Origin of the sequence: Gordonia sp. DT218, assembly GCF_049847105.1 — a bacterium.
Lineage (GTDB): Bacteria > Actinomycetota > Actinomycetes > Mycobacteriales > Mycobacteriaceae > Gordonia.
In genome coordinates this window covers 496,034-521,554 of the sequence record NZ_JBNCNS010000002.1, presented here as the reverse complement: position 1 = coordinate 521,554, position 25,521 = coordinate 496,034, and the positions used below count along the sequence as shown (strand labels likewise).

The 25,521-nt window shown below is 66.0% G+C and carries 25 protein-coding genes; 6 read left to right on the top strand and 19 right to left on the bottom strand.

Annotated features, from left to right (window positions below; all coding sequences use genetic code 11):
- Positions 1–9: 9 nt before the first annotated feature.
- Complete coding sequence (locus ACPXCG_RS09190; protein WP_425791283.1) at positions 10–981, bottom strand: isopenicillin N synthase family dioxygenase; 972 nt, start codon at positions 979–981, stop codon at positions 10–12.
- Complete coding sequence (locus tag ACPXCG_RS09185; protein ID WP_425791282.1) at positions 978–1,487, bottom strand: nucleoside deaminase; 510 nt, start codon at positions 1,485–1,487, stop codon at positions 978–980. Before ACPXCG_RS09185 ends, ACPXCG_RS09190 begins: the two co-directional genes overlap by 4 nt.
- An 87-nt stretch (positions 1,488–1,574) precedes the next feature.
- Between ACPXCG_RS09185 and ACPXCG_RS09180 the strand changes: the two genes are divergently transcribed.
- Positions 1,575–3,155 (top strand): PucR family transcriptional regulator, encoded by a 1,581-nt coding sequence (locus ACPXCG_RS09180; protein ID WP_425791280.1) that lies wholly within the window; start codon positions 1,575–1,577, stop codon positions 3,153–3,155.
- 7 nt (positions 3,156–3,162) lie between these two features.
- Here the strand turns inward: ACPXCG_RS09180 and ACPXCG_RS09175 are convergent, their stop codons facing one another.
- The 9 genes from ACPXCG_RS09175 to ehuB all read right to left on the bottom strand — a co-directional run bounded on the left by ACPXCG_RS09175 (position 3,163) and on the right by ehuB (position 10,602).
- A complete protein-coding gene (locus tag ACPXCG_RS09175) occupies positions 3,163–4,584 on the bottom strand; it encodes a purine-cytosine permease family protein (protein WP_425791278.1) in 1,422 nt (473 codons plus the stop codon).
- Between the two features lie 96 nt (positions 4,585–4,680).
- Positions 4,681–5,205 (bottom strand): hypothetical protein, encoded by a 525-nt coding sequence (locus ACPXCG_RS09170; protein ID WP_425791276.1) that lies wholly within the window; start codon positions 5,203–5,205, stop codon positions 4,681–4,683.
- A gap of 74 nt (positions 5,206–5,279) precedes the next feature.
- Positions 5,280–6,554, bottom strand: a complete 1,275-nt coding sequence (locus tag ACPXCG_RS09165) for an RNA polymerase sigma factor (protein WP_425791274.1) — start codon at positions 6,552–6,554, stop codon at positions 5,280–5,282.
- The gene (locus tag ACPXCG_RS09160; protein WP_425791272.1) at positions 6,538–6,909 is read right to left on the bottom strand and encodes a YciI family protein; all 372 of its coding nucleotides are present in this window, start codon (positions 6,907–6,909) and stop codon (positions 6,538–6,540) included. The genes ACPXCG_RS09165 and ACPXCG_RS09160 overlap by 17 nt, the downstream gene beginning before the upstream one ends.
- Positions 6,910–6,990: 81 nt before the next feature.
- Positions 6,991–7,443, bottom strand: coding sequence for a cyanase (gene cynS / locus ACPXCG_RS09155; protein ID WP_425791270.1), 453 nt, complete (start codon positions 7,441–7,443; stop codon positions 6,991–6,993).
- Between the two features lie 103 nt (positions 7,444–7,546).
- On the bottom strand, positions 7,547–8,308 hold the full coding sequence (gene ehuA / locus ACPXCG_RS09150) for an ectoine/hydroxyectoine ABC transporter ATP-binding protein EhuA (protein ID WP_425791268.1): 762 nt from the start codon (positions 8,306–8,308) through the stop codon (positions 7,547–7,549).
- Positions 8,309–8,360: 52 nt separating this feature from the next.
- Complete coding sequence (ehuD, locus tag ACPXCG_RS09145; protein ID WP_425791266.1) at positions 8,361–9,005, bottom strand: ectoine/hydroxyectoine ABC transporter permease subunit EhuD; 645 nt, start codon at positions 9,003–9,005, stop codon at positions 8,361–8,363.
- The gene (gene ehuC, locus ACPXCG_RS09140; protein WP_425791264.1) at positions 9,002–9,733 is read right to left on the bottom strand and encodes an ectoine/hydroxyectoine ABC transporter permease subunit EhuC; all 732 of its coding nucleotides are present in this window, start codon (positions 9,731–9,733) and stop codon (positions 9,002–9,004) included. The genes ehuD and ehuC overlap by 4 nt, the downstream gene beginning before the upstream one ends.
- Positions 9,734–9,753: 20 nt before the next feature.
- Positions 9,754–10,602 carry an ectoine/hydroxyectoine ABC transporter substrate-binding protein EhuB gene (ehuB, locus tag ACPXCG_RS09135; RefSeq protein WP_425791262.1) on the bottom strand — a complete coding sequence of 283 codons (849 nt, stop codon included), beginning with the start codon at positions 10,600–10,602 and terminating at the stop codon, positions 9,754–9,756.
- Positions 10,603–10,893: 291 nt separating this feature from the next.
- Between ehuB and ACPXCG_RS09130 the strand changes: the two genes are divergently transcribed.
- A complete protein-coding gene (locus ACPXCG_RS09130; RefSeq protein ID WP_425791260.1) occupies positions 10,894–11,361 on the top strand; it encodes a hypothetical protein in 468 nt (155 codons plus the stop codon).
- 17 nt (positions 11,362–11,378) lie between these two features.
- Positions 11,379–12,752, top strand: coding sequence for a diacylglycerol/lipid kinase family protein (locus ACPXCG_RS09125; RefSeq protein ID WP_425791259.1), 1,374 nt, complete (start codon positions 11,379–11,381; stop codon positions 12,750–12,752).
- A gap of 180 nt (positions 12,753–12,932) precedes the next feature.
- Here ACPXCG_RS09125 and ACPXCG_RS09120 read toward each other — a convergent pair whose 3' ends face one another.
- Positions 12,933–13,859, bottom strand: a complete 927-nt coding sequence (locus tag ACPXCG_RS09120; protein WP_425791257.1) for a hypothetical protein — start codon at positions 13,857–13,859, stop codon at positions 12,933–12,935.
- An 85-nt stretch (positions 13,860–13,944) separates the two neighbouring features.
- Positions 13,945–14,310 carry a DoxX family protein gene (locus tag ACPXCG_RS09115; RefSeq protein WP_425791255.1) on the bottom strand — a complete coding sequence of 122 codons (366 nt, stop codon included), beginning with the start codon at positions 14,308–14,310 and terminating at the stop codon, positions 13,945–13,947.
- Between the two features lie 103 nt (positions 14,311–14,413).
- On the opposite strand from ACPXCG_RS09115, the gene ACPXCG_RS09110 reads away from it, so the two are divergent.
- Positions 14,414–14,827, top strand: coding sequence for a winged helix-turn-helix transcriptional regulator (locus ACPXCG_RS09110; protein ID WP_425791253.1), 414 nt, complete (start codon positions 14,414–14,416; stop codon positions 14,825–14,827).
- Here the strand turns inward: ACPXCG_RS09110 and ACPXCG_RS09105 are convergent.
- Positions 14,815–16,581, bottom strand: a complete 1,767-nt coding sequence (locus ACPXCG_RS09105; RefSeq protein WP_425791251.1) for an MFS transporter — start codon at positions 16,579–16,581, stop codon at positions 14,815–14,817. The two genes, ACPXCG_RS09110 and ACPXCG_RS09105, sit on opposite strands and share 13 nt — an antisense overlap.
- Entirely contained in the window at positions 16,578–17,018 is a 441-nt protein-coding gene (locus tag ACPXCG_RS09100; protein WP_425791249.1) for a MarR family winged helix-turn-helix transcriptional regulator, read from the bottom strand. Before ACPXCG_RS09100 ends, ACPXCG_RS09105 begins: the two co-directional genes overlap by 4 nt.
- A 243-nt stretch (positions 17,019–17,261) precedes the next feature.
- On the opposite strand from ACPXCG_RS09100, the gene ACPXCG_RS09095 reads away from it, so the two are divergent.
- On the top strand, positions 17,262–18,668 hold the full coding sequence (locus ACPXCG_RS09095; protein WP_425791247.1) for an amino acid permease: 1,407 nt from the start codon (positions 17,262–17,264) through the stop codon (positions 18,666–18,668).
- On the opposite strand, the gene ACPXCG_RS09090 is transcribed toward ACPXCG_RS09095, so the two are convergent.
- Both ACPXCG_RS09090 and ACPXCG_RS09085 read right to left on the bottom strand, forming a co-directional pair.
- Entirely contained in the window at positions 18,623–20,605 is a 1,983-nt protein-coding gene (locus ACPXCG_RS09090; RefSeq protein WP_425792084.1) for a hypothetical protein, read from the bottom strand. The genes ACPXCG_RS09095 and ACPXCG_RS09090 overlap by 46 nt on opposite strands.
- A 139-nt stretch (positions 20,606–20,744) precedes the next feature.
- Positions 20,745–21,986: an ATP-grasp domain-containing protein gene (locus ACPXCG_RS09085; protein ID WP_425791245.1), complete on the bottom strand. Its 1,242-nt coding sequence runs from the start codon at positions 21,984–21,986 to the stop codon at positions 20,745–20,747.
- Between the two features lie 251 nt (positions 21,987–22,237).
- On the opposite strand from ACPXCG_RS09085, the gene ACPXCG_RS09080 reads away from it, so the two are divergent.
- Entirely contained in the window at positions 22,238–22,687 is a 450-nt protein-coding gene (locus ACPXCG_RS09080) for an SRPBCC family protein (protein WP_425791244.1), read from the top strand.
- A 47-nt stretch (positions 22,688–22,734) separates the two neighbouring features.
- Here ACPXCG_RS09080 and ACPXCG_RS09075 read toward each other — a convergent pair whose 3' ends face one another.
- Both ACPXCG_RS09075 and ACPXCG_RS09070 read right to left on the bottom strand, forming a co-directional pair.
- Positions 22,735–24,150, bottom strand: a complete 1,416-nt coding sequence (locus tag ACPXCG_RS09075; protein WP_425791242.1) for an acyl-CoA reductase — start codon at positions 24,148–24,150, stop codon at positions 22,735–22,737.
- Positions 24,147–25,496 (bottom strand): hypothetical protein, encoded by a 1,350-nt coding sequence (locus ACPXCG_RS09070; RefSeq protein WP_425791241.1) that lies wholly within the window; start codon positions 25,494–25,496, stop codon positions 24,147–24,149. Before ACPXCG_RS09070 ends, ACPXCG_RS09075 begins: the two co-directional genes overlap by 4 nt.
- Between the last annotated feature and the right edge of the window lie 25 nt (positions 25,497–25,521).

Here is a 25,521-nt window from a genome sequence, read left to right as displayed (position 1 = left end):
CATCGACGGTCAGCTCACCGTGATGGCGTCGAGCCGCTCCTTGATGAAGTCCCCGGAGATCACCGGCGGACGGCCGGCGCGACGGCCCACCGGCGGTTCGAGCGGCGACACGATCGCGTCGTGATCGAGCTCGTAGAAAAAGATGAGCGACACCAGATCTTCCTCGGGCGCATCGGCTTGCGGCGGCAGGACACGATGCCGCCCCGCCGGCCACCGACCGCCCGACCAGTACTCGAGCAGATCGCCGATGTTGATCGTCAGTGCGGCCGGATCGAATGGTGCGTCCGCCCAGCCGGTTTCGTCGCTGTACACCTGGAGTCCACCGGCGCCCGGCTCTCGATCGAGCACCGTGACCGTGCCGAAGTCGGTATGCGGGCCGATCCGGAACTGGCCTGGTTCCGGATCTCCCACCACGGCCATCGGCGGGTAGTGGTTGATGTTCGACGTCCAGGTGGAATTGCCGGCCAGGCCCTGGAAGGGATTCTCCTCGCCCACGAGCCCGAGTGACGCCGACATGAGCGCCAGCAGATCGTCGGACAGCGCCTTCACCTGAGAAGTCCACTCGCTGAACAGCTCACGCAGGCACGGCACCTCGGCAGGCCACACGTCCGGGGCGAACCAGTAGTCGTCGACCTCCGGAACGCCCACCCGGGTCTGGGCGCCGGAGTTGTAGGTCTCCTTCAGGTCCGGCGGCGTCTCGGTACCCTCCGCATAGCCGTTGGCCTCCATCCCCGGCCCGATCCAGCCCCGGCCGCCGACTCCGACCGAGTACTGCTCCTTGATGTCCGCGGGCAACGCGAAGAACTGACGGGCGGCCGCCCGCAGCGTCGCCGGCAGATCGGGATCGATGCCGTGTCCGGTGACCAGGAGGAAGCCCGCCTTCTGCAGCGATTCGTCGACGGCCGCACAGACCTGGTCGGCCGCCGCTCCTCCGGCCCGCCACTGCGCGATGTCGACGGTGAGGATCGGGCTCGCGGTCATACGTTGTCTCCTGTCAGATCGGCTGTCGGAGAGTCGGCGACGCCGATGTCCTCGTTCCACAGGGTGGGGTTCGCAGCGATGAAGTCGGCCATCATCGCCGCACACCGGCCGTCGTCGACCACCGTCACCTCGACGCCGGTCTCCCGCAGCCAGTCCTCGCCGCCGGTGAAGGTGCGGTTCTCCCCGATCAACACCGCGCCGATCCCGAACTGACGGATCAGCCCACTGCAGTACCAGCAGGGCGCCAGGGTGGTGACCATGATCGTCGACGAATAGTCCCGCTGACGCCCCGCCGCGCGAAAGGCGTCGGTCTCACCGTGCACCGACGGGTCGCCGTCCTGGACCCGACGATTTCGCCCCTCGCCGAGGAGGGTGCCGTCCGCGGCGAAGAGGGCGGCTCCGATCGGGATACCCCCCTCCTCCAGACCGAGGCGCGCCTGTCGATGGGCGACGTCGAGCAGGACGGCCGGATCGAGTCCGGGCACAGCACCGGTGCGGCTTGTCATGCAGACGAGCCTGCTCCGGTACGACGTCGTGGACAACTGACAGTCCGTCGCCTCGCAAACAAGGACGGACGTGCATATCGTCGGACCATGCACTCTGCTCCCGCGGCTCTGCCGACCTTGAACGAGATTGTCGAGCGCCACCTGCACCGAGCCGACCCGCGGGTGCTCACCGCCCACGACCACCTCGACGTCCCGGTCGGTTGGGTGCACTCCAGCGAGATCTTCGAGATCGGCCCGCTGCTGTCCGGTGGTGAACTCCTGCTCACCACCGGCCTCGGGCTCGGCGGTCTGGACGCCGGCACGCGCCGGCACTACGTCCGCGACCTCGCCGAGCGCGGCGTCGCCGGGCTGGCATTCGAGGTCGGGCGGACCTTCGATGCGATTCCGGAGGAGATGGTGCGGGAGGGATCCGCGCGCCGCATACCGATCATCGAGCTGCGCCGGGTGCTGCCGTTCATCGAGGTGTGCCGGGAGGCGAACACCGCCATCGTGACCGGCGAGCTCGCCGGTCTACGCCTGCGCGCTCTGCTCGACGATGCCCTGCACGCGGATCTGTTGGCCCCCGGCGCAGTGGCACGGATGCTCGCCCACGTGTCCGAGGTGACCGGCCACCCGATCGCGCTGATCGGTTCCGGCGGAGCACTGCTCGCCGCCCACGGCGTCGACGACGATCGATCGGCCTGGCGGATGGTCGATGCCGCAGTGGCCTCCGCGGCGGTCATGGCGCGGGATCGCGAGATCGCCCGCCTGATTGCCGGAGCGGACTCGGCCGGCCACCCGCCACCCGTGGTGACCATGATGCTCGCGGCCGCGACCGGTCCGATCGCGGCAGCCCTGACCCGTTCCGGTACAAGGGGTTCCGCGGTGGGAACCCGACTCGTCGAGGAGATCGTCGGCGGGCGGCACGTCCGCCGAGCGGATCTCTTCGCACGTCTCGTGAGCTCCGGGGTCCCGGCCACCGACTCGACGCGACTCGTCACGGTGGCGGCCGAGGCGCCCGACCCGCGGATGGTCGAGGCGGCTATCGCACGCGCGGCGGCGGCCCTTCCCGGCCTGGTGCAGGCGACGATCGATGCCACCGTGTACGCCCTGGTGGCGGCGCCGGCCTCCGAGCACGGTGACGATCCGGTCCATCGCGTCACCGACGCACTCGTCCGCCTCGGCTCGCAGGACGGCCGGATCACCGCCGTGGTGGGCGACGCCCACCCGCTCGACGCCGCGAACCCGGGGGCCGAACTCTCCGCGGCCCTTGCCGCATCGCTGCACCGTTGCGCCGAAAGGCTGCCGATCGCCATGGGTTTGATGCGCGGCGGTGTCACCGACAAGCGGATCTTCACCGGCCGCGAGCTCGTGGCCGACAGTGCCGCGCGCGCTGCCCATCCCGAGATCCACGACGAGTTGCGACAACTCATCGCGCCCCTGATCGCCCACGATCAGAGCCAGTCCACCGATCTCGTCACCACCCTCGACGTCCATCTCCGTCACGGATGCAGTGCGACCCGCTCCGCGCAGGTCCTCCATCTGGGCAGGCAGAGTCTCTACCAACGACTCGACCGGATTCGAGGGCTCCTCGGTTTCGACCCGACCTCGCCGGCGACGTACACGTCGGTGCTGCTGGCCATCAGTGCATTCCGTTCACAGTCGCAGTCCCCGCCCGGGCGGCCGTGAGGACGGATCAGACGTATTCGTGCTGCGATCGCTCGACACGCTTGCGGGCCAGGATCAGGTACCCGACAAAGGCGATGACGAACCCGACGAACGCCCCGATGTCACCGAGCTCCGGCACAGCGCGGACGACGTATCCGACAAACCGCTCCTGATTGCAGAACAACAGCAGCGATGTCACCAGCCCGACCGCGAACGCGGCGACGCCACCCCAGTTGGTGTAGCGGGTGTCGTACAGCAGGTCGAGCGACGGCGGTTCGCGCCGGAGCAGCCGATCGGCGAAGACCACGCCGAGCCACGGGCCGATCCAGTACGCGACCAGCAGCAGGAACGCCTCGTAGGAGGCGGCGGCGTCGGCCAGCGCCCACCAGGCGACCAGGAAGCCGACGATGCCGAAGAACACTGTCACCAGGGCTCGCTGGATCCCGATCGGCAGCCGGAAGCCCATCGTCACGAAAGCCATTGCGCCCGAGTAGACGTTGATGGCGTTCGCCGCGACGGCGCCGACGGCGATCGCCAGCAGCGTGAGGTCGGCGACGACGGACGGGAGATTCGCCGTGAACGCCTCCGTCGGATTGTCGGAGGTGGGCGCGCCGATGGTCACCGACGCCGCTCCGACGACCATCAGGAACGTGCACGAGATGTACAAGCCCGCGGAGGCGAACAGTCCGGTCTGCAGCTTGGACACGGTGGGCGGCAGGTACCGCGTGTAGTCGGCGGCATAGGGCGTCCAGCCCGCGGTGTAGCCGAAGGCCGCGCCGACGGTCAGCAGGAAGCCGCCGAGCGAGAACCCGCCGTCGGCCGAGGCGGCCGAGACGTCGGACTTGCTGAAGATGATCACCGCACCGATCAGGAAGACCACGGCCAGCACCGGCGCGGCCACCCGCTCGAATCGCTGCACGAGGTTGTGGCCGAAGAAGGCGAACGCGGTCTGTGCGATCACGATGATCACCAGACCGAGCAGCGGCGTGAGTCCGAAGAGCGTCGACAGCGCGAAGGCACCGCTCACGCTGTTGGTGGCGAACCAGCCGACACCGCACATGATCGCCATGAACGTCGCGGGCAGGACGTTGCCGCGATGGCCGAACGCGAGGCGACCCAGCACCATCTGAGGTACCCCGTGCAACGGCCCTTCCGCCGACAACAAGAAGTGGGCGACCGCGCCGAGAAGGTTGCCGATCGCCATCGCCGCGACGGCCTGCCAGAACGACAGACCGAAGTACAGCACGGAGATCACGCCGACGAAGATCGTCGCGAACTCGAGATTGGGCGCGGTCCAGGTCCAGAACAGCCCGCGCGGCGAACCGTGCCGCGCGTCGAGCGGGATCGGCTCGTTGCCGCCCGGCTCGACCGCGAGAACCTTCTTGCCGTAGCCGGTCTGTGGTGCGACGGCGGCCGCGTCGGGGTGTTCAGGGGGTGCGCCGAGGGTCATGGCGCAACTCTGCTGCCTCGGACCGACGTCGGCAACTGACGGACTGTCCGCTGCCGACGGCACGGAACGACACAGATCGACGCCCCGGAGCCCGGACTACTTGATGCCGATCATTCCGTCGAAGACGAAGGGGGTCATCGCCGGTCGGCAGCCGTCGAATGACGACGTCGCCATCGGTCCCATGATGCCCACGTGGCTCGGGGCGCCCGACACCCCCTTACGCACGGTGATCTGGACGGCGGCCGCACCGCGCGCCGCGGCCGGCAGTACGTCGGGGGTGGTCGCGGTGATCGGATAGATCAACGACGCCGTGTTCCCAGCGGTGTAGAGACAGGTGATGGGTCCACGGACCTGGATCGGGGTGGGATTCATCCCGTCCAGCACGGTTGCCCGATAGGTGCCCATCGTCTTCCCATCCGCGGTACGGGCGCCGATCGCCTCGATCCTCAGCAGGTGCACGCCCGGGGCGACCGCCATGTCACCCGACACAACCAGCGCAGCGGGTTTCTCGGCCGTCATCGGCGCAGCGGACACCGCTGGTGCGGTCACCAACGCGGTCGCTCCGAGAACGGCAGTCGCCGCGACGACCAGGGTTCGACGAATTGTCGGATGACTCATCATTCCTCCTCGTGGAATTGAGACCCGACCTGGGATCGAGGCTAATCCGCGGAACCGGCCGCGGCGACACCCCTCTCTCAGCGCAATTTCAGCTTGCCCCCGACCGTCGCCCGACGAGTTTCGAGATGTGCTCTCTCGGCGGGATCGGTGGTGAGGGCGATCGCCTTGTCAAAGGCTGCGGTCGAGGCGTCATCGCGACCGAGCCGGTCCAGCAGGTGCGCTCGTGTGACCCATGCCGGCTGGAACCGATCCGTGTCGGCCACCTCGTCGAGCCGCCCCAGAGCGACTGCGGCGCCGTCGGTCTCGGCCACCACCGCCACGAGCGCCACTGCGCCTGCCAATGTCGGCGACAGTGTCTGCAGCGCCTCGTGGAGTCGGCGCAGGGTGAGCCAATCGGGCACAGCACCCGGCCGGCGGGCGCAGTGGACGGCACCGATGGCGGCCTCGAGCTGAAATCGACCGACCTGGCCGAGACCGTGTGCGGTGCGCTGGTGAGCGTGCGCGCGTGCGATGAGGTCGGCATCCCAGAGCCCCGGATTCTGTTCGGCGAGCGGCACGAACCGCCCGTCGTCATCGGTCCGGGCGGGTAGTCGGGCACTCGAGAGTTCCATCAGCGCGACGAGCCCGTGCGCCTCGGCGCTCGTGGCGGCGACCTCGGCCACCACCTCGCCGAGTCCGAGCAGCAGGGCCCGACGCTCGCGCGCCAGGGCCGGCCATTCGATCGTGTAGGCGGCGTAGATCGCCTCGAGGACAGGTGCGAGGCGGTCGGTCAGCTCGTCCACCGCGGGAACCTCGAACGGCAACCCGAGATCGCCGATACGCCGTTTGGCGCGTACCAGGCGAGCGGCCATCGTGGTGGCGGGAATCGCGAACGCGTGGCCGATCCGGGCGGCCGGGTAGCCGAGCCCCGTGTTGAGCATCAGAGGCGCGTGGACGGCCGCGCTGATCTCGGGGTGAGCACACACCAGCAGCAGCTCGAGACGCCGGTCCCGGAATGGTGACACCCAACCGTCCGGGCCGTCGGCACTGCTCGGTGCCGAATCGAGTGACACCGCGTCGAGGGGAACCGAGGTCCGTGCCGCCGCCGAACGCCAGCGGTCGCGTTGACGATTGCGGGCGACGGTGAGGAGCCAACCATCCGGATCGCGTGGCACGCCGTCGGCCGGCCACCGGATCAGGGCCCGTTCGAATGCGTCACCGAGTGCGTCTTCGGCTCCCGCGACGTCATGTGTGGCGGCGGCCAGCACCGCGAGAAGGCGGCCATAGGATCCTCGTGCCGCCCGCTCGGCGTGCGCCCGCGCCTCGGCCATTGCACTCGCCGAGGGCGGGGCGCCGTCAGTCCGACCAGACACCGTCGACACAGGACAGGACGGACCGCCTGACCTCCACGACCGCGTATTGCGTGGCGGGCATCTTCTCGGTCCACGCCAGTGCGGCGTCGTGATCAGGCACGTCGATGACAAACACGCCGGCGAGCGCCTCCCTGGTCTCGGCGAACGGCCCCTCCTGGACCCGGAGATCCCCGTCGCGCCGGGTCACCGTCTGCGTGGCGGTGGGCGAGGCGAGGATCTCGGCGGCCACCAGCACGCCGGCCGCGTACAACGCGTCGGTGTAGGCGCGTATCAACGACTTCATCTCGTCGATGGCCTCAGCCGTGACCTCACCCGGAGCGGGCTCGGCGTTGTTGATCAGCAATGCGTAGCGCATGGTGTCCTCCTGTGTCTCAGTGTGGCCCGTTGTCGGCGCCACATCAGGAGGACGAACGAGATGCGCCGAAATCGACACCACCTACCAGCGGTAGTCGAGGAACTTGCCGTCGAACGTGATCACCACCCGATCCCCGTCGGGATCGGCACGCCGGGAGAAATCGACCTTGAAGTTGATCGCGCTCATGATCCCGTCGCCGAATTCTTCGTGGATCAGCTCCTTGAGCGCCGGTCCGTAGACGGCGAGCGCCTCGTGGAAGCGGTAGATGGTCGGGTCGGTGGCGACCGACTCGTCGGCGATCCGGGTCGGCTGGCGCACCAGACTCTCGATCACCCCCTCACCGAGGCCGAGGAGTTCGCAGACGATGGTCGCCTTGTCCACCGGCACCGGATGCTGCCCGAGGAGGGCGGCCACCGTCCAGACGAGCGGAGCGTCGATCCGCTCGGCGATGTCGGGCCAGGACAGCCCCTGACGGACCCGGGCGGCGACGATCAGTTCTGCGGCATCGGACTTCGGCATGATCGGAGTGGTCATCGGAGCTCCTCGACGATTCGGATGGACCGCACCACCTTGACCACATCGGGTCCGGGGTGTCCATCCGGAACCGGCGAGGGCGTCCCGCACGATCGTGACCGGATCAGTGCGACAGGACAGCCTTCAAGAACGTCTTCGTGCGCTCTTCCTGCGGATCGGTGAAGATGGCCTCGGGCGAACCCGCCTCCACGATCTTGCCCGCGTCGAAGACCAGGACCCGATCGGCCACGTCGCGGGCAAACCCCATCTCATGGGTGACGATCAGCATGGTGATGTCGGTGGACTCCGCGATCGCACGGAGAACGCCGAGGACATCGGCCACGAGTTCCGGGTCGAGCGCGGAGGTCACCTCGTCGAGGAGCAGGATGTCGGGGTCCATCGCCAGTGCCCGCGCAATTGCGACGCGCTGCTGCTGTCCGCCGGAGAGCGTGGTCGGGTGGGCGTCTTCCTTGTCCTGCAGGCCAACCGTCTTCAACAGCTCGCGGGCCCGGGAAGTGGCCTCTCCTTTGCTCTTCCCGAGCACGTGGATCGGCGCCTCGGTGATGTTCTGCAGCACAGTCATGTTCGGGAACAGATTGAATTGCTGAAAGACCATCCCGATCTTCGACCGGGCAGCTCGCTGATGCTTGGGCGTCGCCTTCACCAGCTTGTCGCCCTTGTACTGATGCGTGAGCGGCTCGCCCTCGACCCAGATCACCCCGCCATTGCACGGTTCGAGCGTCATCAGGAGGCGCAGGATCGTCGTCTTGCCCGAACCGCTCGGGCCGATCAATGCGACGCGCTCACCGCGCTGCACCGTGAAGTCGAGATGATCGAGCACGACGTGATCACCGAACTTCTTGACCACCTGGTCGAATACCACCATCGCCCCGTCGTCCCCCGACCGCGGCCCGGTCGTCGGGGGTGATGGTTGCTCGTCAGTAGGCAAGGGACTTCTCCACTTTTCGGATGAGGATCGATGTCGGGTAGCTCGCGACCAGGAATATCACCCCGGCGATCGTGATGGGTTCCAGATACTGAAAGGTTCGCGCACCATACTGCTGAGCCGCGGTGACCATCTCGACCACCGTGATGGCGAACAGGAACGGGGTGTCCTTGAACATGGAGATCGCATAGTTGCCCAGCGCCGGCGTGGTGCTGCGAATCGCCTGCGGGAGGATGACGGCTCGCCAGGTCCTCGCCATGGGAAGCGACAGTGCATGCGCCGCCTCCCACTGGCCCTTCGGCACCCCGTCGATGCCGGCGCGGTACACCTCGGCCATGTACGTCGAGTAGTGGATTCCCAGCACTGTGATGCCGATCTGCAGAGCCGAGAACTGCGGGAGCAGGTAATAGGCGAACAGCAGCTGCACCACGAGGGGCGTCAGCCGGATGAACTCGCTGATCATGCGCACCGGTACCGTGACCACTCGCGGCCCGGCACGTCGCACGATTGCGATCGCCAACCCCAGAACCGCCGCAATGAGGAACCCCAGAACGGTTGCCAGCAGGGTGATCTTGAATCCCTCCAGGAGGACCGGAAGACAATCTGCCGCGCGTTGCCAACTCCAGGTGACGTTCATCGGCCGACTCCCACGGACTCGGAGATCTTCTCAGGACGTAGGCTCAGCACTTCGCGCATCGACGGCCCCACCCCCAGTCGCGACTTGGCGCGGACTTCCAACAGGTTCATGACGAGGGTCAGCACGTAGGCAATGCAGAAATACAACACCAGGCCGACCCCGAAAGAGAAGATGGTGTCGCCCGTCCCTCTCCGCAACTGCTCGATCTGATAGGTCAGATCCTGCAGCAAGATGAAACTCGCAAGCGCGCTCCCCTTGAGCAACTGGATCAGGAGATTGGTCAACGGCGGGATCATCTGCGCCCACGCCTGTGGGAAGACGATCCGGTACAGACGTTGCCACGACGAGAAGTTCAGGGCCACAGCGGCTTCCCATTGCGGAGCCGGGACCGCCGCCAACGACCCTCGGACCACCTCGGCACCGTAGGCACCGTAGTTGAGGCCCAACGCCAGTATCCCGCAGAACATCGGTTCGAGTTGGAATCCGAACAGCGGCAACACGTAGAACAACCAGAACAGCTGCACCAAGAGCGATGTGCCCCTGAAGAACTCGACGATCACGCGGGCGGTTCCCCGGATCGCGAGATGACGTGACCCCGCTGCGACGCCCAGCAGCAGGGCGAGCACAAACGCCAGCGCAGCGCCACCGAGGGTCAGGTAGAGGGTGGTGAGAATGCCTTCCTGGATGCGCGGCCACGCATCCAGGAAGGCTTCGAAGTTGTCTCCCACAGTCGGCTACTCGACCATCCTCAGATGTTTCCCGCGCACAGGTCGGCCGTGGTCAGCTTCGGATCCGGCAGCTCCTTTTCGGTGAACCCGAACTTCCCGACGATCGACAGGTACTTCTGCGGATCGGACGTGATCTTCTTGAGCTCGACGTTGTAGGCATCGAGCAATTCCTTGTCGTTGGTGCGGAAGACCGTGCCGCCTGCCCCGACTTGGGGCTTCCCGTCGATGACGGCGACGAAGGACGGTGTGACGTCGACCGGTGCTTCCGGATTGTTCTTCTTCATCCAGTTGAGCGAGATCCCGGTCAGCGCGAACACGTCGGCGCGACCGGAGGTGACCGCATCCATCCCGTCCTGAGGCGTCGCCACCTGCATGCTCGAGATGCCCAGACTCTTCGCGTAATCGGATTCGATCGCACCGGTCATCGTGGCGAGGCGCGCACCGCTACTTGCCACCGACTGCATATCGGTCAGGCCCTTCGGGTTGCCCTTGTTCACCATCAGGGCCGTGGTGTAGTTGAACTCGGGATCACTGAACGCGGCCTGCTTGCAGCGCTCGGGGAGGATCGACATACCCGCACTCACCACGTCGAAACGGTTGGCCTGCAGGCCTGGGATCAAGGCCCCGAAGTCCGCATTCACGCCTTTGACCTCATTGATCCCCAGGTTGTGGAATATTTCCCGGTGCAGCGCCACGGTCGCGCCTGTCAGCTGCCCGTTCTCCTCAAATGAATACGGTGCCTCACCGGCGAAACCGACAGTCACCGCGCCCTTTTCACGCAACGACTCCAAGAGGTTCGAATCACCACCCGAATCGGTGGACGAACATGCCGCGAGACTTGCCGCGACCAGTGCGCTGACAGCCAACATGGTTGCCGCCCTGCGATTTACAGACTTTCTCAATACCGAGAGTGTCATGGACTCAGCCTTCCGATCGCGACCGGAAAGACCCTGCCCGCGCGTCGCTGAAGAACGATTTCACGGGTATACGCACTTCCGACCGACTTATCCACCTTGTTCGATTTCCTACGCTTGTGAAACTAACACGAGAATGGCGCCGCTTCCGCCTCAAATCCCACGACACGTTGGTGAAGATGATGTTCATGTCACGAAATCACTTCCCGGCCTGCCCCGCCAGACGTAGGGTGTAGCGTTGCAGGCGTGACGGGACCGACATCCCAACGGCCGCAGACGATGAAGTTGCAGCGCGTGACCAACCGCATCGTCCGTACTTTGCTGGCCACACCGGTGATCAGCCGCGGTATCGGCCGACGTCTGGTCACCGTATACGTCGTCGGGCGAAAATCCGGTAAGCACTACTCCGTGCCGGTCGCCTACACATCCCACGGCGAGAAGTTGTTGATCGGCACGCCGTTCCCGTGGGGCAAGAACCTGAGAACCGGCGAACCGGTAGAGATCCGACTGCTGGGCCGACGGCGGCCCACAGATGTCGAGGCGTTCACCGACGAGCCGAGCGTCGTCGAGCACTACGACGTCATCTGTCGCGACAACAAGCAGTTCGCCTCGTTCAACAAGATCGGCATGGACTCCGACGGCACGCCGAATCCGGACGATCTGCACACCGCATTCAACGCCGGAGCGCGCTCCTTCCTCCTGACCCCGCGCTGAGCGGCGGGACACGACACATGCAGGCCACTCCCGGGCAGTCCAGCCCTGCCCCGGTGCCGGGGCTCGACCGCCGCCTCAGCGCCGCCATCGCTCTCACCGGCGTCGCCCTGATGGCCGTGGTGGTGGCGCTGTTCCTGATCACCCGAGGGATCGATGTGGTGATCGGCCTCCTCGGCTTCGGCATCGCCATCGCCGGTGCGTGGTGGGTCATCACCGAGCGGGCCGTACGCCGGGTCGGTGGGGCGATCGCGGTCGCCGTGGGCATGGCCGTCATCGCCATTGGATTGACGCAGGCGCTGGCCGATCCCACAACGGTGGCGGTTCGACTGCTCACGGCCGGCGCGGTGCTGGCTGTGGCCACGGGATGCGCCCGATATGCGCTGGCCCCGGATCTGCACGCCCTCGATCGGACAAGGGCGACGAGGCGCCCGGCGAAGCCGGTGCTGATCTGCAATCCCAGGTCCGGCGACGGAAAGGTCGAAAGATTCGGCATCGTTTCCGCGGCAAGGGAGCTGGGCGTCGAAGCGCTCGTCCTCGGTCCCGACGACGATCTCGAGCAACTCGCCCGGGACGCCGTGGCGCGCGGTGCCGACTGCCTCGGCATGGCCGGCGGCGACGGATCGCAGGCCCTGGTCGCATCGGTTGCCGTCGAGAACGGACTGCCGTTCGTCTGCGTCAGTGCGGGCACCCGCAATCACTTCGCCCTGGACCTCGGGCTCGACCGCAACGACCCGAAGGCAGGTCTGCGGGCGTTCCGGGATGCCGTGGAACGGCGGGTCGACTATGCGACTGTCAACGATCGTCTGTTCGTCAACAACGTCTCACTGGGCGTCTACGCGACGGTCGTGCACGAGAGCTCGTATCGGGCGGAGAAAGCGCAGACGTTCGCCGCGATGCTGCCGGATCTGCTGGGCCGCACCGCAGAGCCGTTCGACCTCCAGTTCACCTCCCCTGGCGGCGACGAGGTCGACGGGTCGTTCGTCATCCTGGTGTCGAACAACCCGTACACCGCGACTGCCTCGCTCGATGCCGCCACCCGCCGGGAGATGGACACCGGCCGGCTCGGCGTCATCGCGATCTCCACCTCGACGGGTGCCGAGGCCGCCCGACTGATGACCAGATCCGCTCTCGGGCTACGCAAGACCAGTCCGTTCTGGCACGAGTTCGAGACCGAGACGTTCGAGATCCGGTCGTACGGCGGACGGACACTCGTCGGCGTCGACGGTGAAGCGCTGGACCTCGCGACACCGTTGCGGTTCCGCAGTCATCCGAGGTCGCTGCGCCTCCTGGTCCCCGCCGGCAACCGGGCTGCGGCGGCCCGTCGACGCGCGCGCGCCGTCGACCTCAGGTCCCTTGTCGATCTCGCCAGGGGGCGTGCACCGCGGATGTGAGCTCGCAGCGCGGGAAGTGACCACCCTTCCACTGTGGACGTCCTGCGCCGCGTCGTGGTGCTGACCTACATGACCGGATGTTGCCGCGGCCGGAAGGCAGTCGCTGCCGGCTACCGGGTCGCGGTCATCGGGTGATCATCCAGTGAATGCGGATCACCTGCGGCAGAAGGTGTCTCGGCCTCATCCGACACCCGATGCCCGCAACGACTCTGCGATGACGCGCATCAGCTTGCGTCGCTTGGACGTGTCCTCCCGGATGCCGGCGTCGACCTCGATGTGGATGAAAGCCGCGCCGCGGGCACGTGCCGCGATGGCCTGCACGTTGGTGGTGCCCGCGAGCTTCTTGCACTTCTTCCCGTCGTACATGCAGGTGTCGAATCCCTCGTCCTCGAGATCTTCATCGAGCCGACGAAGCGTCGGGGACGGATCGCCGACGGTGTCCGACAGCACGACATCACCGTAGTGTTCGTGATTCTCGGACGAGAATCCATGCAGTTGTACGACCGTCATGCCCTTCTGCACCACCGCGTCGTTGACCGCCGCGAACGTGGAGTCGCTGCGATGAGCGACGTCGGCGCTGCCGTCACCGGCCGTGCGGTGGGCACCGGCCATCATGAACAGTCGGGCATCGGTTTCCGAGAACAGCTGGGCACCCATGTATTCGGACTTCTGGTCGGCCACGGGATGTGGGGCCTGCACGATCAGCGGCGATGCCGAGTCCCGCACGACGTACAGGCCGTTCCCGGCCGTCGGATCGCCCCGCTCGACGAGGGCGTTGACAGCAGGCGACTCCTGGTCGTCGGACGTGCTGTGGGGCACCTTCACCGGCACGAGATAGTACGAGTCGACATCAGCGTCACAGGTGTCCAGCAACTCCGAGACACCTGCGGCCACGGCCTGCGCGGTGCCACGCGAGGGCGGGGTGTAGCTCCCGTCCCGACCCGGCGAGGCCTTGACCACCCGCGCGACGAGCGACTGCACGGACTCGGGCTCCTTCTCGTTCTCGGCCCCCCGGCCACACGCGGTGGCGGTCAACAATGCCATCACCAACGCCGACACGGTCGCCACCCCGTGCAGAAAGGTGCGGACGACGCGTGTCATTCTCATGATTCATGATGCCGATGTAATCGGTTCACATTGTCAGCTAACGGCACTCGGCGCGGTGACGACCACGGATCACCGACTCCGCTACTCACCACCACACGGTCGACAGCCATGCAGCGACCGCCGCGACAGCGACCAGGGCGAGGTTCAAGCCGATGAGCCGACCCTCGCCGCGACGGAGATGCAGCGCGATGGCACCGATCTGGAGCAGCACGAGTCCGACAGCTGCCACCGACGCGAGGACCGCGGCAATGCCCGTGGCGGGCGGCAGGATCAGCCCGAGCGCGCCGAGCACCTCCAGGACGCCGATGATCCGCACGAAGCCCAGCGGCACGGTGTCGATCCACCCCATCATCGGCCGGAGCTGGTCCGGGGATCGCACCACTTTGATACCGCCCGAGTACAGATAGAACAGCGCCAGGATCGCGCCGACGATCCAGTAGGCAACGATCACGCGAGTCCTCCTTGGTTACGATCTGTAAGCAACAGCATTGTCGATCAGAATCGGACGCCGCGCAAAAGGCACACGCGTGTGCGTCACTCACAAGGAGCTGTCGATGGCCGACGACGAACGCCTCTGTTCGATCCGGGGCGACCTGGGGCAGGCCGTCCGAGGGTTACTCGACCGGATCGCCGACAAATGGGCACTGCTCATCATCGCGACCCTGCACGACCGTCAGCTGAGATTCACCGAGGTGCAGCGGCTGGTTCCCGGCATCTCTCAACGGATGCTGTCCCTGACCCTGCGAAAGCTGGAACGTGACGGTCTGGTCACCCGCACTGCGTATGCGGAGGTGCCGCCCCGGGTCGAGTACGAACTCACCAGCCTTGCGGACTCCCTGCTCCCTCATGCGGTGGCGCTGGCCAATTGGGCGGCCGAGCACAGCGACGCCATCGACCTGAACCGTCGCGAATACGACGCCAGGCGCGACCGGGAGGCCGCATCGCGCCGAGGGCGTCAGATGCCGTGACGGTCCACGCCCGCGTCTCCGGACCGCGGCCCACGATCCCCCGGCCGCGACACCTGCTTCTGTGGCGGCTTGCCGCGCAGTGCCGACGCCACTGCCGCGCAGATCGAGAGTGCGATCGAGGCGGCGAAGACCACCACAAGGCCATCGTGGAAGGGCCCCGAGAGCAGATCCGGGAAGAAACTGTGCCCGGTCAGGTGCTCACGTTGCGCGGCCGTGAGCCCGTCGAGTGTTCCCGTTCCCGCGAGCAGGTGATCGATCGGGTTGACGCCGAGCATGGCCGAGAACAGCGACGACACCGGCGGCAGGTTCGCGACATCGGTCGCGACGGCCGGCGACACCCCCTGCTGCTGGAGCCCGGCCGACATCGCCTCGGGCAGATGCGCGGAGAGCCCGACCACCATGAGCGAGAAGAAGACACCGATCGACAGCGCCGTACCGGAGTTCTGGAACGTGGCGCGCATGCCCGACGCGACACCGCGGTAGCGTGCCGGCACGCTACTCATGATCGACGAGGTGTTGGGCGCGGCGAACATCCCCGTGCCCACGCCGTTCAGCGCGATCAACAGAGCAAACGCCCAGTACGGGAAGGTGATCGGCAGGAACATCAGTCCGACGAAGCTCGATCCGAACAGCACCATGCCGACAGTCGAGAATCCGCGCGCGCCGAATCGGTCTGACATCGCGCCGGTGAGCGGACCGGACACGAAGAAGCCAAGCGTCAACGGCAGCATGAAGATACCCGCCCACAGCGGGGTGTCTGCGTAGTCGTAGCCGTGCAGGGGCAACCAGATCCCCTGCAGCCAGATGATCAGGATGAACTGCAGCCCACCCTGTGCCAGCGACGCGCACAGGGCTGCCCCGTTTCCGGCCGCGAAGGCACGGATCTTGAACAGACCCAGCTCGATCATGGGGTCGGCCACGCGCTTCTCGATGATGACGAACGCAACGAGCAGCACCACACCGGTCACCAGCAGGGCGATCGTGGTCGGGGCGGTCCAGCCCATCGTGTGCCCACCGTGGGGCTGCAGGCCGATCGTGATGGCGACGAGAACCGCGGACAGTCCGATCGCGAACGTTCCGTTACCCCACCAATCGATCCGGCCCGGGTGGCGTTCTCCGCTGTCGCGGAGTTTGAGATAGGCCCACAAGGTGAAGAAGACGCCGACCGGGACGTTCACCCAGAACACTGCGCGCCAGTCCCACGCCGCCAGCAGGCCGCCGAGGACCAACCCGGTGAGCTGACCCGCGAGAGCGGCAACCTGGTTGAGGCCCAAGGCGAAACCACGACGATCGGCAGGAAAGGCGTCGGTGAGGATGGCCGCCGAGTTGCCGGTGAGCATCGACCCGCCGAGGGCCTGGAGAACGCGCCAGCCGATCAACCAGGTCGCGGCCGCCGAGGCGTGAAAAGGGTCGAACGACAACAGGATCGATGCCACCGTGAACACCGCGAAGCCCGCGTTGTAGATCCGCACCCGGCCGAACATGTCGCCCAGCCGACCCAACGTGGTGACCGCCACCGCCTGCACCAGGCGGTACCCCATGATCATCCACAGCAGGTACCCGATGTTCTCCGACGCAAGCGGATCCAGGCCGATGCCCCGGAAGATCGCGGGCAGGGAGATGATCACGATCGACCCGTCGAGCGCCGACATGAACACCGCCGCGGTGGTGTTCGACAAGGCGACCCAGCGATAGCCGTCGTCGGGTGTCTTCGGTGCCGGCGAGGTGGACGGCAGCGTGGACGTCGCGCTCATAAGGCCTCCCGCACTCGTTCGAGGAGCGGTAACGCATCGGACACCGTTGCGATCTCGTCAGCGGTCAGCGTCGACCACATCGCGTCGGCGATCGAACGAGTGTTGTGATTGCGACGGTCGGTGAGCGCCTCCCTGCCCTCAGCGGTCAGGCTCAGCAGGATGCGACGCCCGTCGGTCGGGTCCGGCGCTCGGACGATCAGTCCCCGCTCCTGCAGTCCGGCAATGGTGACTCCCATCGACTGTGGACTGACGTGACCATGCCGGGCCAGATCTGCGGCCGAACACGAGCCATCCCGGTCGAGCCGGGCGAGGACCATCGTCTCCGGCACGCTCGGGTCGTCGGGGCCTCGGTGTTGACGCAACTGCCGGACCAACGACCCGACGGTGATGCGCAGCATGGACGCCACGTCGAGGACATCGAGATCACCATCGCTCATTTCATCAACCTAACTTGATCAGTTTGAGCTGATCAAGTCGGACACAACAGATTGCAGAGTCTCCACGACTCGAGGGACCGGCTGGGGAATTCGTCGAATCAGACACCGGCTCCACCCAATTCGGCCGAATCGGACAAATGTCCTTGCCATCCGAGGGATGACGCAGCCTGAGTGATCGAGTGCACATTCCGGCGTCTAGATTGGGCCGCTGACGGTACACAAAATTCTGAGGGAGTCGGTGTGGTGACGAACGAAGACGTCGATGTCCGGGCATCCACGGAGCGCGACGAGGGCTATCAGCGGGGTCTGACCACCCGGACGGTACAGATGATCGCGATCGGCGGCGCGATCGGCACCGGCCTCTTCTACGGTTCCGGCGGCGCAATCGAGAAGGCCGGGCCGGCTCTCATCCTCGCCTACGCCCTCGCGGGCCTGGCGATCTTCATCGTCATGCGCGCCCTCGGCGAACTGCTCATCTACCGCCCCATCTCGGGCGGCATCAGCGAGTACGCCGACGAGTTCCTGGGCCGGTTCGCCGGCTTCAGCCAGGGCTGGACCTACTGGGCCGTGTGGACCACGACCTGCATGGCCGAGATCACCGTGGCAGGCAAGTACATCAACTACTGGTGGCCGTCCATCCCCGTCTGGGTGACCGCGCTGGTCGCGCTGGTGGTCCTCTTCGGCGCGAACCTGATCTCGGTCGGCATGTTCGGTCGCGCGGAGTTCTGGTTCTCGGCGATCAAGGTCACCGCGATCCTCGGCATGATCATCGTCGGCATCGGCGTGCTGCTGCCGATCTCGGGCCTGGGACCCGACACCGGCCCCTCAGTGACGAATCTGTGGAGTGACGGCGGCTTCTTCGCGACCGGGTTCACCAACGCGTTGCTGAGCCTGCAGATCGTGATGTTCGCCTACGTCGGTGTGGAACTCGTCGGTGTGACCGCAGGCGAGGCGCAGAACCCCAGAGTCACGTTGCGCAAGGCCATCAACTCCGTGCCGTTCCGCATCGGCGTCTTCTACGTGGGCTCCCTCGTGGTGATCCTCTCGGTACGCAGCTGGCGCGACTTCCAGGAGGGCCAGAGCCCGTTCGTGTCGGTGTTCGAATACATCGGAATCCCCGGCGCGGCAGGCATAGTCAACTTCGTGCTGCTCACCGCCGCGCTGTCGTCGTGCAACTCCGGCATCTACTCCACCGGCCGGATGGTGCGCTCGCTGGCCCAGCGCGGAGACGCGCCACAGCAACTCGCTCGGCTGTCCGGTCGCCAGGTCCCCATCGCGGGAATCGTGCTCAGTGCCGTGGTGATGGTGGCCGGTGTCATCGTGAACGTGATCGATCCCGACCACGCCTTCTCCTACATCACATCGGTGTCCACGGTCGGCATCATCGTGGTGTGGGGAACGATCCTGGTGTGTCACATGGCCTATCGTAAGAAGGTGGCCCGAGGAGAGCTTCCCGCGTCGGACTATCGGGTGCCGGGTGCACCGGTCACCACGTGGGCTGCGCTGGCCTTTCTCGCCATGGTGTTCGTCCTGTTGTTCTTCGACACCGACGGTCGCGTGGCCTTGATCGTCGGCGCGGTGTGGTTTGCCTGCGTGGGTATCGGTTATCTCGCGTGGTCGCGCGGCAAATCGCTGGTGGAAACGCGCTGACCGGCGTCCGGTAGGTCGGTCGTCTCCGGCCGACCCATCCGGTCGACCCCCCAGCTGCGTTCGATGTAGCCGACCACCCGTGCGACATCCTCGGCCGGAACATCATCGGTCGCACCGTCTTCGAGCGGGTCGGCATGAAAGATGTACAGCCGCGAGGCGAACTGCTCGAAGGGCAGCGACCCCTCGCCGGGTCGCTCACCGTTGCCGGCCGTGCCGACCACCACCGAGTCGCCCCAGTCCTGCCCGCTGTCGTTGTTCGGGTTGAAGAAATACACGCGGATGACGCCGTTCGGGTCCGCGGCGACCCGCAGGATGGTGATCGCATGCCAGCCGACGTAGCGCGCGGCGCTGTCGGTGAACGCGATCCCGGCGGGCTGCGGGTGGATCAACGGCTGATTGCCGTTGTAGCCGGGGTGATATGCCGCGTAGAACTGGCGGATGAAGTCGTCGAGGTCGATGATGTCGCCGGTCGCCACGTCGACGTTGATCCGGAAGCCCCGGGCCGACCACCAGCCGTGGAACTCCGGATTCACCCAGCGATGAGGGTCGCCGGGACGGTCGGCACACCGACGGACCATCTCCGCATAGATCCGATCGAGATGCGGAACCACCAGGAGCGAAACAGGATCCAGGTCGATCGGGTCGGCGGTGGCGACGCCACCGACGCTCTCGACCGACGAGACCCGCTGTCCTTCGAAATGCGCGACGACCTCGTCGTCGCGGGCCGCCCAGGCCACCACCTGCAGCAGGTAGTCGGGATCGTTGTACGCCCACATCGACAAAGCGCGGGCCGACTGACAGGTCGGATTGTCCCCCTGCCCGACACCCAGCGGCTGCCCGAGCATCGACAGCAGGCCGCCGATGAGCAGCGACTCGGGATCCACGGCCGGACCGAACGCCGACTCCAGGCGTTCGGTGACCGAGGGCGAGAGCTTCAGCGCCAGTTGGCGCCACAGCGACGGGACGACCGGCGGCTGGTGCAGGATGCCCCGGTCGAGCAACAGGGCCAGCCCATACAGGCATTGCGCGTTCTGCGGGTGCACCGTCCGGGTGATGAGCTCGAGCACCAGATCTGTGTAGCGCAGCAGGCAATTGCGTCCCACCTCCGACAACCCGAGCGCCGCGGGGAGAAGGAAGACGTTGTCGTCCACCAGGAACCGGGCCAGCGCCGCGTGGTACGGGGAAACGAGGCCGGTATCGTGCATGGCCCGCGCGAATCCGCGGGCCTCGAACTCGAGCCCTTCGGCGTCCATCGCCGCCAACCGCGACAGATAGACGTCGATGCCCGGATCCTCACGACAGGCCTCGGTCGGCCCGAAGAGCGCGGTGGTCAGTCGGTCGAGACCCTGCGCGGACGTTCCGAGGTCGACGTCGGGATCGTTGCGATGGATCGCGATCCGCGTGACCATCGCCTTCACGTGATCGACCTGGATGGGTCGCTGCCGGAGTATCCGCCAGATCTCTTCGACCAGCTCGTCGAGCACGCTGTCGTAACCGATCTGGTCGAGAACGTAGCCGAAGACCTCGCGGGTCACCTTGGCCGCACTCCCCTGTCGCACGCGCTCGGCCTCCGACGGCGGCGCGAGCAGCAGGTCGAGATTCATCGCGAGGATCTGCGACAGGAACCGTCGGGCATCGTCTGCCGTCATGTCGGGATGGTCGTAATCGCCCATCGCGATCGCAACCATCCGCAACTCGCTCGTGGACTCCAGGATCACGGTGTCGGTGTGACCACTGCGCAGGCTGGGACCGGCGAGCGCCGGCACCAGGATGCTCGGCTGATCCCAGTCGGTCCCGGCGAAGACGCCCGCACTCTCCAGTGTCGCGGCGCGTTCGCGCACGGCTGCGCAGCCGCCCTCCTGGGTGAGCACCCGGCGTAACGAGTCGAGCACCCGCCGCACTTTGCCGACCTTGGCGAAGTCCGGCGCGTCGAGCATCGCCGAGGTGGCGTGATCGAGTTGCTCGACCCTGGTTGCCAGCGCCCGGCCAGGGTCGGTGTGGTCCGAAGAAGGCACTAGCACCCTTTGCTGTCCTCACGGTCCGCGCAGGGCACGCCGTGGTGGCCCCGAGCAGATCTCATACGTAGAAGTCGAGCTCTTCTTGCTGTTTGAGCAGGTCCCGCATCCGGTAGGGATCCTCCCCGAAGAAGTACAGCAGACCCCAGTGCGTCCCGAAAGCCGTGCGCTTGGTGACCGTCTCCTCGAGGGGTTCCGCGAGATCGTTGGTCTCGTAGTAGTCGTCGTCGGCGGTCACCTCGGGGATCTCCAGGTTGGAGACCACACGGCGACGCGGATACACGCCGAAACAACCGGCGACACCACTCGCATCCACCACCTCGCGCGGGAAGAACGCGTCGATCTCCTCCTCGGTGGTCTTCGGGTCGAAGGAGAGCACCAGCGCCTGGTAGGCGTTGAACCCGTAGGCACGTTCCAGCAGCTCGAACACCTTGAAGCCCGGCGGCCGGTAGGCGACCTCGCCGAAGTACATCTCGCCGTCGTTGGTGACGAAGTACTCCGGGTGCACGAAGCCGAAGTCGATCTCGAATGTCTTGATCAGCTTCTCGATCTGCGCGGTGATCGCCGGACGATACTTCTCGAGCTCCGGGGTGGCGGGCACGAACACCGAGTAACCCAGCGTCACGTACTCCGAGATGTTGAGGAACTTGATCTTGCCGTTGTGGATCCACGCCTCGACCGCGAACTCCCAGCCGTCCAGGTGGGACTCCATCAGCACCGGGAACTCTTCCTCAGGGATCGTGTCGACCTCGTCGGGTGTCCGGATCACCCGATGTCCGAGGCATCCGGCCTTGTCGAACGCCTTGAGGTGAATCGGGTCGTTCGGGTCGCCGTCGAGCTTGAGCAGTGTCTGGTTCACCCGTCGGAGGAACCGGACCACGTCGTCGCGGTCGTGCGCCTCCTCGAAGATGCCGACGCGGATGCCACCGAGCTGCGCGCGACGTTTCATCAGCGCCTTGTCGCGCAGCAGCATCGCCTGCCCGAACAGGCGCGGCTTGTTCATCAGGACGGAATTGATGGCGCCCGCCCACTCGACGGTCTCCTCGAACAGCGGGATCGCGACGTCGACCCCCATGTCCTGCAGGGTCTCGGCGATCTCGAGGGACCGATCGTTCAGGCGTTCGAAATTCCACGGCACGTAGGGAATGTCGTGTTCGGAGCAATATTCCTGCGCCCAATCGGGCGCAACCACCACATACCTGCGGTCGAATCGATCGAGGGCCTCGATGGCCCCGAGACTCCAACCGAGGAGTGCCACATAGCCCTTGTCAGGGTCTTTTGCTGTCTTCGCGGGCTTGGTCATGCATGTCCTCTCGCTGTCGATCGTGCGCGATTCATGCTCACTGGTCCTCCGCACAACCGTACAGAGGCGGCCGACGACCGCTCGCGGTGCCGCCACGTTCGGGTTGCGAGGACGCAATTTCCGATTCTCGATCGTGAAGATGAAATGAGCTGCGACTGTTTGGCCCTCACCACTACTGCAATCGCGCGGTGCACTCGCGCGGAAACCCGACCGTCCCACGCGCGCTGCACCGCCCGCCTAAGCTGGTGATCGTGTTCGATGTGGAACGAGACCCGACCGCAGTCGAACTGGGTCTGTTCATACCGCAGCCACCTGCTGCCGTCTGGCGCGCACTCACCGAGCCGGCACTCATCGACCGCTGGCTGGCATCGACCACCGGGTTCGCGACGGAGATCGGGACGACATTCATCCTGGAGATCCCCGCCGACCCACCCGCAGAAGTGGCATGTCAGGTACTGACAGTCGACCCGGGGCGGCGATTCACGCACAGTTACACGGACCTGCGCGGCAATCCGCCGGCGCGCTGGTTTGTCGACTGGCTACTCGAGCCGCAGGGTCGGGGCACACGAGTGCTCATGACCCACAGCGGTTTCGATCTCGACGACCGCGTGCAGAAGATGGCTCGCAACGCGATCGAGCGAGGCTGGCGCAACCGGCTGCTCCCGAGGCTTGCCGATGTCGTCGCCGATGTCGGACGCTGACCACGCACGGCTCGCACTCACACTCACTGCCGAACGAACGTGACCCACTAGCCTGGCTCGACCCCGTCCTCGTGCGCCATCCAGTGCACAAACCGGTGCAGCGGGTACATCGCGTCATGCGGGTTGCCGATCGTGCTCGGTCCGGCCTCCCCGAGGTGGACGACGCGCTGTACGCCGCCGCCGGCAAGTCGATCCCGGTAGTCAGCGATTCGCCCGAACGGATAGAAGCCGACGGTCTGCGTCGCCACATTGATGTACTTCATCGCGTCGTCTAGCGAGTCCACCCGAATCACGTTGGCGATCTTGTTGATCGGATGAAAGTCCACCGGCTCGTCGGAGCGGATCACCATGCCGCTTCCATCGGTTCGGCCCCAGACGCCGAACTCGTCGTCGAGCATCATCAACGAGTCGATCTGCTCGCGCAGATCGAGGTCCAGGGGTCGCTTGTCCCCCGATGCCGCCGCCTTGTCGACGATCCGGGCATGGAGTCGCTCGCAGAACCGGTCGGCGTCGTCTCGATCGGCCTCGACATGGATGAAACGGCTGGCGACGCAGGCTTCCTGGTTGAGGATCATGACGTCGGTCGCGGCGAGTTCGGCAGCGAGGTCGAGTGTTTCGTCGGAGACGAAGGCTTCCTTACCGACCATCGAGATGGAGGTCTTCGGATCGAACGACACCAGCTGGAATCCCGGCCCCAGATACTTGATCACGTTGTCGATGGCGTCGCCGCCTCCCCAGGCGACGATCTTGTCGAAGTACTGCGGGCGGTACAGGACTGCCTCCACCGCATCGTCGCCACCGCGCCAATAGATCGCCGACATCGACTTCACGACGGCATGGTCGGGATCGATCTCGGCCATGGTCCGCAGGATCGCGACGGTGGTGAACGGGTCGCTCGACGACATCTTGAACAGATTGACAGCCTTGACCATCGCGCCCTGCGCAATGGACTTCACGGCGACACCGGGAGAGTTGCCGGGCAACACGTGGATCAGTCGCGGGGCGAATGCCCGGACAAAGCTCCGGCGACCGGTGAAGTCCTGCTTGGGAACCCATTCGTCAAGCGCCCGGGGGTCCGGGAAGTTCTGCTCCACGACGGCGCGCAGCACTCGCTTGTCCAGGAACCCGGCGGCACCGCGAACCTGTGCGTCGAGCACCGGGCGTGGCAGTACGTGGGTGGACGCCATCCGATCGATGCAGTCCTGCACGAAGGGGTTGGACGGGTCGCGAATCCGGTCCCCCGTCTCCACCAGGAAGTCGATGATCTCGGCCAGTGGGACGTTGAGGAGCGGCGGCACCTCGGAGCGCGGAAAGACCACTCGGTCCATGGGGATCTGCGGAGTGGTGAAAGTGACGCCCAGATCGCGGGAGCGGTGCGAGACGTCGTCCCCCTCGACGAGCTCCCCACCGAGAAAGAACGGCGCCGAGACCGTGGCGACGGCGGTTGTGTCGGTGACGCTCATGACAGCCCTCGCACGTAGGCGTCGACGGTGCCGGCGCAACCGATCTTGTCGTCGCCCTTGATATCTGCATAGCGAGCGATGTCGTTGCGGATCGAGGGCCCCCCGGACCCGCAGGCGCAGGGCCCGAAGTCGAGGGCGATCTTGTCGCCGGTGATCACACCGCCCCAACGACCGTCCAGCGACAGATCGAAGAACGCTGCGCGTCCCTCGATCTCGCCGCCGTCGTGCGGCAGCAGCGTGTCACCACTCTCATTGAGGACGAACGGCACAACCCAGGGCGGGACATGGTATCTGTCGCCCTGGCGGCATTTGGGCATGCCCGAGTTGAGTTCCTGCATGGAGTAGTTCTGGAAATCCCGGTTCGCCGGAATGTTGAATGTCTGATGCACGAACTCCTGGTAGTCCGGTGGCAGTTGCGCACGCTTGAGACCACCACCGACGTAAATGCAGTTGTCGGGGTGGAAGTCCTCCGCCGAGTAACCGCGATCGCGGACGATCTTTGCCAGTTGATACAAGGCGTTCCACATCCCCGAGATGTAGAGCTTCTCCTCGCGGTACCTGATCAGCGCGTCGGCGCCGTCGATCATCGCCCTGTCGAGTGCATCCTGCCGTTCCGCGGACGTCCGCTCGTAGTCGGACAGCTCCTCCGGTCGCGCCGTGCCGTTGGCAATTTTCTTGCGTAGCAACACCATTCCGGTCAATGAGCCGACGGTGATCGGCGGAATCGGCAGGCGGTACCGCTCGCGGTCGGGGTCACCGAATGCCGCCAGCTGAGCACTCGCGATGGCCGCGTTCTTGGGCACCGACGCGGTGGGCGCCAGGCCCATGATCCGACGGTCCCGGGCGGGCTTCACCCCGGAGCCCCAGGAGAAGACGTTAACCGTATCCTTGCGCGACCACTCCATGTCCATGTCGCCGGCCAGCAGCATGGCCGACTTCCCGGTGGTGCCGCTGGAGCAGGAGACGTAGTGCCCGTTGGCTTCCAGGCGGGCGATCCAGTCGTCGATGTCGGTGATGCCAGCGGTGTCGATCGGGCTGATCGGATATGGGGACACGGTGCCCAGCCACTTGCCGAGGCGATCCCAGCGTTCCTCGATCAGGAAGCTCTCGGGATAGCTCTTGTAGGCGGTGTGCGGGAACAGCAGCGGCACCGCGTCCTCGCGGTGACGGACCTCCGAGATACCCGCCTCACGAGCTCGATGGCCGAGGAGTTTGATGCGATCTCGGCGGTCCTGGAAGCGCTCGTCAAGGGCCTCGGCCTGAAGGTCACGCAGGTCGGCATGCGAATGGTCGAAGCGGTCTTCCGCATCGGCCAACTGCATCAGTTTGTGGACGGCTGAGCTCACCAGGACGACCTTCTTCCTACGGCGT

Coding starts and splice junctions, on each gene's coding strand:
- ACPXCG_RS09190 (WP_425791283.1), bottom strand. CDS start 981: ATGACCGCGAGCCCGATCCTCACCGTCGACATCGCGCAGTGGCGGGCC.
- ACPXCG_RS09185 (WP_425791282.1), bottom strand. CDS start 1,487: ATGACAAGCCGCACCGGTGCTGTGCCCGGACTCGATCCGGCCGTCCTG.
- ACPXCG_RS09180 (WP_425791280.1), top strand. CDS start 1,575: ATGCACTCTGCTCCCGCGGCTCTGCCGACCTTGAACGAGATTGTCGAG.
- ACPXCG_RS09175 (WP_425791278.1), bottom strand. CDS start 4,584: ATGACCCTCGGCGCACCCCCTGAACACCCCGACGCGGCCGCCGTCGCA.
- ACPXCG_RS09170 (WP_425791276.1), bottom strand. CDS start 5,205: ATGATGAGTCATCCGACAATTCGTCGAACCCTGGTCGTCGCGGCGACT.
- ACPXCG_RS09160 (WP_425791272.1), bottom strand. CDS start 6,909: ATGCGCTACGCATTGCTGATCAACAACGCCGAGCCCGCTCCGGGTGAG.
- cynS (WP_425791270.1), bottom strand. CDS start 7,443: ATGACCACTCCGATCATGCCGAAGTCCGATGCCGCAGAACTGATCGTC.
- ehuA (WP_425791268.1), bottom strand. CDS start 8,308: ATGGTGGTATTCGACCAGGTGGTCAAGAAGTTCGGTGATCACGTCGTG.
- ehuD (WP_425791266.1), bottom strand. CDS start 9,005: ATGAACGTCACCTGGAGTTGGCAACGCGCGGCAGATTGTCTTCCGGTC.
- ehuB (WP_425791262.1), bottom strand. CDS start 10,602: ATGTTGGCTGTCAGCGCACTGGTCGCGGCAAGTCTCGCGGCATGTTCG.
- ACPXCG_RS09125 (WP_425791259.1), top strand. CDS start 11,379: ATGCAGGCCACTCCCGGGCAGTCCAGCCCTGCCCCGGTGCCGGGGCTC.
- ACPXCG_RS09120 (WP_425791257.1), bottom strand. CDS start 13,859: ATGAGAATGACACGCGTCGTCCGCACCTTTCTGCACGGGGTGGCGACC.
- ACPXCG_RS09110 (WP_425791253.1), top strand. CDS start 14,414: ATGGCCGACGACGAACGCCTCTGTTCGATCCGGGGCGACCTGGGGCAG.
- ACPXCG_RS09105 (WP_425791251.1), bottom strand. CDS start 16,581: ATGAGCGCGACGTCCACGCTGCCGTCCACCTCGCCGGCACCGAAGACA.
- ACPXCG_RS09100 (WP_425791249.1), bottom strand. CDS start 17,018: ATGAGCGATGGTGATCTCGATGTCCTCGACGTGGCGTCCATGCTGCGC.
- ACPXCG_RS09090 (WP_425792084.1), bottom strand. CDS start 20,605: ATGCTCGACGCGCCGGACTTCGCCAAGGTCGGCAAAGTGCGGCGGGTG.
- ACPXCG_RS09085 (WP_425791245.1), bottom strand. CDS start 21,986: ATGACCAAGCCCGCGAAGACAGCAAAAGACCCTGACAAGGGCTATGTG.
- ACPXCG_RS09075 (WP_425791242.1), bottom strand. CDS start 24,150: ATGAGCGTCACCGACACAACCGCCGTCGCCACGGTCTCGGCGCCGTTC.